Origin of the sequence: Lachnoanaerobaculum sp. Marseille-Q4761, assembly GCF_017565785.1 — a bacterium.
In the GTDB taxonomy this organism is placed as follows: domain Bacteria; phylum Bacillota; class Clostridia; order Lachnospirales; family Lachnospiraceae; genus Lachnoanaerobaculum.
The window spans coordinates 5780-11743 of the sequence record NZ_JAGEKB010000002.1 but is presented as its reverse complement, the minus strand read 5'-3'; the positions used below and the strand labels follow the sequence as shown (position 1 = coordinate 11743).

Sequence of the window (5964 nt, the reverse complement as noted above, 5' to 3'; positions counted from 1 at the left end):
GAAAAGAGTATGAAAATCTATACCAATCAGCTCTTGCCAGAAGTAAGGCGGATTGGCTTGTCGGTATGAACATGAGCAGGTTGTATTCACTTATTTATAATCAAAATTATTCTGTTGGAAGAGTACAGACACCCACGCTTGCTATGATTGTAAAAAGAGATAATGAAATAACGGCTTTTAAGAAAGAAAAATATTATATAGGAGAGCTTTATTGTACAGGCTTTACTCTTTCAACAGACAGGATCGACAGCCTTGAAATTGTAGAAGATTTAGTAAATGTGGTAGGAAATACAATCGTAGTAAAAAATGTGGAGAAAAAGGAGAAGATAACAAAGCCTGACTTGCCGTTTGATTTAACAACACTTCAAAGAGAGTGTAACAAGTACTTCGGATACAGTGCAAAACAGACACTTGACTATGCACAAAGCCTTTATGAAAAGAAGATGATTACATATCCGAGGACGGACAGCCGTTATCTATCTGAAGATATGATTATAAATACAGTAAACAACATACTTGGCAAAAATGACTTTGATACTGAGAGAATTAAAGTTATTTTTAACTCAGCTAATGTAACGGATCACCATGCAATCATACCTACAGTAAGTTCTTTAGAAGAAGATATGTCCACAATTCCTGAAAGTGAAAGAAAAATATATAGCCTTATCTTAAATAAACTCCATGCAAGTGCAGGCTATCCCTTAATTGAAAACATAACAAAGATTGTTGCGGTATATGAAAGTCAGGGTGATGTATTTGAATTTAAGGCAAGCGGTAAGGTCATTATAGATGAAGGCTTTACAAAATATCTTAAACAGTACGGTTCAAAGAAAAATGAAGATGTTGTATTACCTGATTTAAATGTAGGAGATGTACTTGAAATCAAAGATAAAGAGATAAAAGAAAAATATACGACACCACCAAAGCATTTTACAGAGGATACTTTACTTAAAGCCATGGAAGTGGCAGGAAATGATGCCCTGGAAAAAGGGGCTGAGGTTGAGCGAAGGGGACTTGGAACACCCGCAACAAGAGCAGGTATTATAGAAAATTTGATTTCCAAGTATTTTATAGAAAGAGATAAGAAAAATCTTATTGCAACCAAAAAAGGAAAAGCCCTTATAGAGATAGTGGAGGATAACTTTAAATCGGCTAAAACAACAGCAAAGTGGGAAATTAAACTGTCTGATATAGCACTGGGTAAAGCATCAAATGAAGCATTTTTATCAGGTATTGAAACCGAGATAAAAGAAACTATTGCCAAGTATCAGGGAAGATAATCTATGTTTGATACATTGATGAAACTTGATAAAGACAGAGAGGTCTTGGATTTTTATGCCACAGATAAAAGAGCAACAAAGGAGCTTTTAATAAGAGAAAATTTCAGAGAAACAATATATGAGCCTGCCTGCGGTCAGGGGCATATCGCAAAGGTACTTGAAGAGCATGGATACAGGGTAAAAGCGGAGGATATTTGTTACAGAGGATATGGAAACGAAAGAGAAGTGGATTTTTTTACAGTTAAGGAAAATACCTTAGACATAGTAACGAATCCGCCTTATTTTTGTGCGGATAAATTTCTAAAACACGCCCTTGAAATATCTGTCCCGAAAGTAAAAATAGCAATGCTTTTTCGCTTAGCATTTTTGGAGGGACAAAAAAGATATGAGTTATTTAAAAAATATCCTATAAAAAAGGTATATGTATTTTCCAAAAGACTTAACTGTGCTAAAAATGCCGAGTTTGAAAAATATAAAAGCAATGCCATTGCGTTTGCATGGTTTATATGGGAAGTAGGTTATACAGGAATTACGCAACTACAATGGATCTTATAAAAAATAGTATAAAAACAATAAAGAACACAATTTAAGGAGGACGAAATGAACGATAATAAAAACATTCAAAGACAGGAAGAACAGACAAAGGAAGTTATAAATGAGATCATAAAAGAATATGCAAAAACAGCCGATTTTTTAGAAGATAATACCGATACACAGCTTAAAATTGCCGGGGAGCTTAAAGAAGAGCTAAAAAATAATGACTTTGATGTAAATATTGAAGAGTTAAAAGCACTTAAAGATGAAATAACAGGTCTTAAGGCGGAGATTAAAAGGCTTAATGAAATGGATAATATAAGCCTTAGTTCCCTTATTGCCAAGGATATTAGGGCAGTAGGAAAATCTCTTATTAATCTTCAGGAAAAGGCGGTAGGAAGCATCAAAAATCTTTATGACAGCATGAAACATCAGCTTACCTATAACCTTACGAAGGCACAGGAAAAGTTTGTTGAGATGAAAATAGGAATTGTAAAGGGACTTGTAAACTCAATGCAAAGTTTTATAAAGGAGCAGCAAAAGAAGCTTAATAATTGTCTTGAAAAACTGGATACCTTATCTAAAGAGATACAAAAGGATGAGGAAAAATTAAATAAGGGAACTAAAGAGGAGATTAAGCAGACGGATAATGAAAATAAAGACATTAAGGCAAGTGAAAAAACAGATGTGAGAGATAACAGTGAAAGAACAGAGAACAAGCCTATAAAGAATAATGACAGGAGCAGTAAAAATATAAAAAGAAAACCTTCCGTATTAAAAACACTTAAAGAAAATCAGCAAAAGATCAGGCAGGAAGAAAATGGGAAAGGAGAAAAGACAGTAAAAAAGGATAAGGGAATGGAAATATAATGAAAGAAGCCGACCTTATCAAATATAAAAATATTCCTGATGAATTAAGGCGTGAGAAAAGATGGTGTCTTTATAAAATCATTGTAAGAGATGGAAAAAACACAAAAATGCCTATTATGCCAAGTGGAAAACCTGCCAAGTCAAATGATAGAAAAACTTGGCATAGTTTTGATGATTGCATGGATGCTTTATGTAAAAATCAAGGAACCGGCTTGGGATTTTTCTTAGGGGATGGGTATATCGGAATTGATATAGATAAGGTAAGTGATGAAATAATGGAATACAGTATGGACTTTAATGCTGCTTCCATGACAGCTAACTTTTTAAGAGGGATTTCCACCTATGCGGAAATCTCTCCGTCAAAAACAGGACTGCATTTTATAGGAAAAGGTAAAGTACCGGGAGAAAGAAAAAGATATAAAAACCTTGAAATTTATGACAGGGACAGATTTTTTACAATAACCGGCAATATATTAAAGGATAAAGACAGAAAGAAAATAGTAAATATCAATCAGGAACTGTTGCCGCTTTATCAAAAATATATGCCAAGTATAGACTCCGTAGAAGGCAAAGCGGGTAGGATTAATCTAAATCCAAGCAGTTTGGATGATAAAAACAGATTTTCACAAGATGACATTCTAAACATACTTTTTAATAGGGGATACTTTAACTATAGTGGAGAAGATCTAAGACAAATATATAACGGGAATTATCAAAACTATTTTAACAGCCGGTCCGAGGCTGATTTTTTTATGCTTGGGAGGCTGCTTTATTACACCGCAGATGTGGAAGCGTCAATCAGCCTTATGGAAAATAGCGGGCTTAAAAGAAACAAGTGGTATAAAAGGCGAGGAAGTACGGACTATATACACTATATTGCAGACAGGGCAATGAACGGCATAAGCAAGTTTTATGATTGGAATAAAGAAAAAGCTGATATTACAAAAGATATAAAGCAAGAAGAGACTGAAAATAAGAAGAAGGAGGGAAAGATGCCAAGATATTCAACTGAAAAAATCAGTGATATTTTATCCCATTCCATAGAGGAAATCAGAAGGGATGTAAGTGCCTACAAGGATTTTCTAAAGACAATGGGAAACAACTATAAATACTCATATATGCACCAGTTAAGTATTTACAGTACCTACAAGAGAGCAACTGCCTGTGCGGAGTATGATTTTTGGAAAAAGCTTGGAAGAAGTGTAAAAAGAGGAGAAAAGGGAATACCGATTCTTGATTTAAGCATGAGACTACCAAAGGTAAAGTATGTATTTGATGTCAGTCAAACAGTCAGTATAGGAAATAAGATCAATGAAGTAAAACTGTGGAAATATGAACCTGAGAAGCATACTTTGGCTGTAGATTTACTTATTGACAACTTTAAAGAAAGAAACAGTAGGCTGCTTTTTTCACAGGAAGAAAAGATAAACGCTCTTATAGATTTATATGTTAGGAAAAGGATATATACCATCTTTGATATGCTGACGGATGATACACTTAAAAGCCATACCAAGGTAGAACTGATACAATTTATCACAGAATCCATAAAGACTTCATTGGCACAAAGAATGGATATAGGTATTCTTGTTGATGAGGGCAAACTGAAAACAGTATCGGGTATTAAACATGGACAGGATATTGACAGCCTTCTTGGAGAAATATCTTTAATTTCTAAAGAAATGCTTATAGCTATCGGAAGAGAAATAGGGAGAATAGGTGAGAGAGAAAAACTTAAAGAAATAGAGATAAAGGAGCGGACAAAGACCGACAAGGAGCGTTATAATGTAAATGAAAGCAGTGAAAATACCGGAACAATAAATGATGAAATAGAAGAAAATAAAGGAGACTTGGCTGATGAGAGAAACAGTAATACTGGCGGACAGGGAATACATTTTGGAGGAAGAAATCTACATCCCGGTAATCAAGGAGAACCTATTCGAGAAACAGGGGGGAACCTACAGTTTAGAGAAGATGGAAGACGGAGAGGAAGTTCTGATACCGAATATAGAGATGCCAAAGATAATAGATCAGAGCAGACTGAACAGATTTGGCAGGGAGAGGCTCAAATTCCTGAAAGAAAACAGGGAGAATCAGTATCAGAGCATGTATTACAGGGGGAAATTGATGGAGCATCTTTTAAATATAGAGGAACAGGCACAGGAATTTTTGGAGAAGGAGGAGCCGAAAATGATGGAGGCTTGGGGGCTGACAAACGAACTGAAGTCGGAGGATTTTCTGAAATACACGGGACTGAAGAAAAATCTCGATATGACACTTACAAGGATGGTATTGGAACAGATAGTCTGGGCATAGAAAAAGATTCACAATTAAATATCAGAAATATTGAAAGGGAAGTCGATAAGACTTCTTTTTCTTTTGCCCAGAATGAAGGCGGTCAGGTGCGATTTAACTTGCCCTTACAGCAAAAAGAAGTAGATACGGTTTTAATTTATGGAGGAAATGAAGAGAATTTAAGATTAAAGGTTTTAGCTGAGTATTCTAAAGGAAAAAGTATAGAAGAATTAGCAGAATTTTTTAAAGATACTTTTAAAGGCGGAAACGGTTATAAAGTGGACGGAAACAAGGTTTGTGCATGGTATGATAAAGAAGGAATCTACTTATCCAATGATATTTCATCAAAAGAAAATCCGATGCAGATTTTATCATGGTCTGATGCGTCAAAGCGTATAGGAGAACTTATTGAAAGCAGTGAATATGCAACCAATGTAGAGGTGGCGGAAGCCTTTTCCTATGAAAGAAAAGAACTTGTAGAAAAATTGTGGTACTTAAAAAGAGATTTTCCAGATGATGTAAAAGAAAACTACCTACAGGTTCTTGATCGAACAGAAAAACAAGGATTTCCTGATGAAACCGAAGAACTTACAGAAAAGCTTAGAAGCCCTGAATTTAGGAATAAACTTAGAGAAGAATATAGCATATTTTTACAGGACTATATGGAAAATAAGGGGATATTAAGATTTCATTTTCATAAGCCGGATGAGATTTTACAAAGGTTAAATGATTTGGAGATACCAAGGAAGGAACTTAGTTCCGGTCTTATGGAATTACCGAGAATAAAAGAATTTATCACAGAAGATGAGATAGATGAAAACTTAAGAAGTGGAAGCGGTATTTCAGGAGGTAAAAAACGGATTGCTGACTTTTTTAGAGAAAATCATACACTTTCAGAACAGGCGGAGTTTTTAAAAAATGAGTACGGCACAGGTGGAAGAACTCATGCTTTATCAGGAAATATGGAAAGCAGTGAATGGCATGATGC

The 5964-nt window shown here is 34.9% G+C and carries 4 protein-coding genes and 1 pseudogene; all 5 read left to right on the top strand.

Annotation, left to right across the window (positions count from 1 at the left end; all coding sequences use genetic code 11):
• The coding region (locus tag J4O15_RS07325) for a DNA topoisomerase (RefSeq protein WP_208100288.1) at positions 1-1280 on the top strand (1280 nt) is incomplete at its 5' end.
• 3 nt (positions 1281-1283) lie between these two features.
• Positions 1284-1835, top strand: a complete 552-nt coding sequence (locus J4O15_RS07320; RefSeq protein WP_208100287.1) for an NAD(P)-dependent oxidoreductase — start codon at positions 1284-1286, stop codon at positions 1833-1835.
• A gap of 45 nt (positions 1836-1880) precedes the next feature.
• Positions 1881-2684 carry a conjugal transfer protein gene (locus J4O15_RS07315; protein WP_208100286.1) on the top strand — a complete coding sequence of 268 codons (804 nt, stop codon included), beginning with the start codon at positions 1881-1883 and terminating at the stop codon, positions 2682-2684.
• Positions 2684-3541, top strand: a pseudogene (locus J4O15_RS16545) (hypothetical protein); the annotation flags it as partial. The gene J4O15_RS07315 and the pseudogene J4O15_RS16545, both read left to right, overlap by 1 nt.
• Before the next feature lie 997 nt (positions 3542-4538).
• Positions 4539-4997 (top strand): TnpV protein, encoded by a 459-nt coding sequence (locus tag J4O15_RS16540; protein WP_208100796.1) that lies wholly within the window; start codon positions 4539-4541, stop codon positions 4995-4997.
• Positions 4998-5964 lie beyond the last annotated feature (967 nt).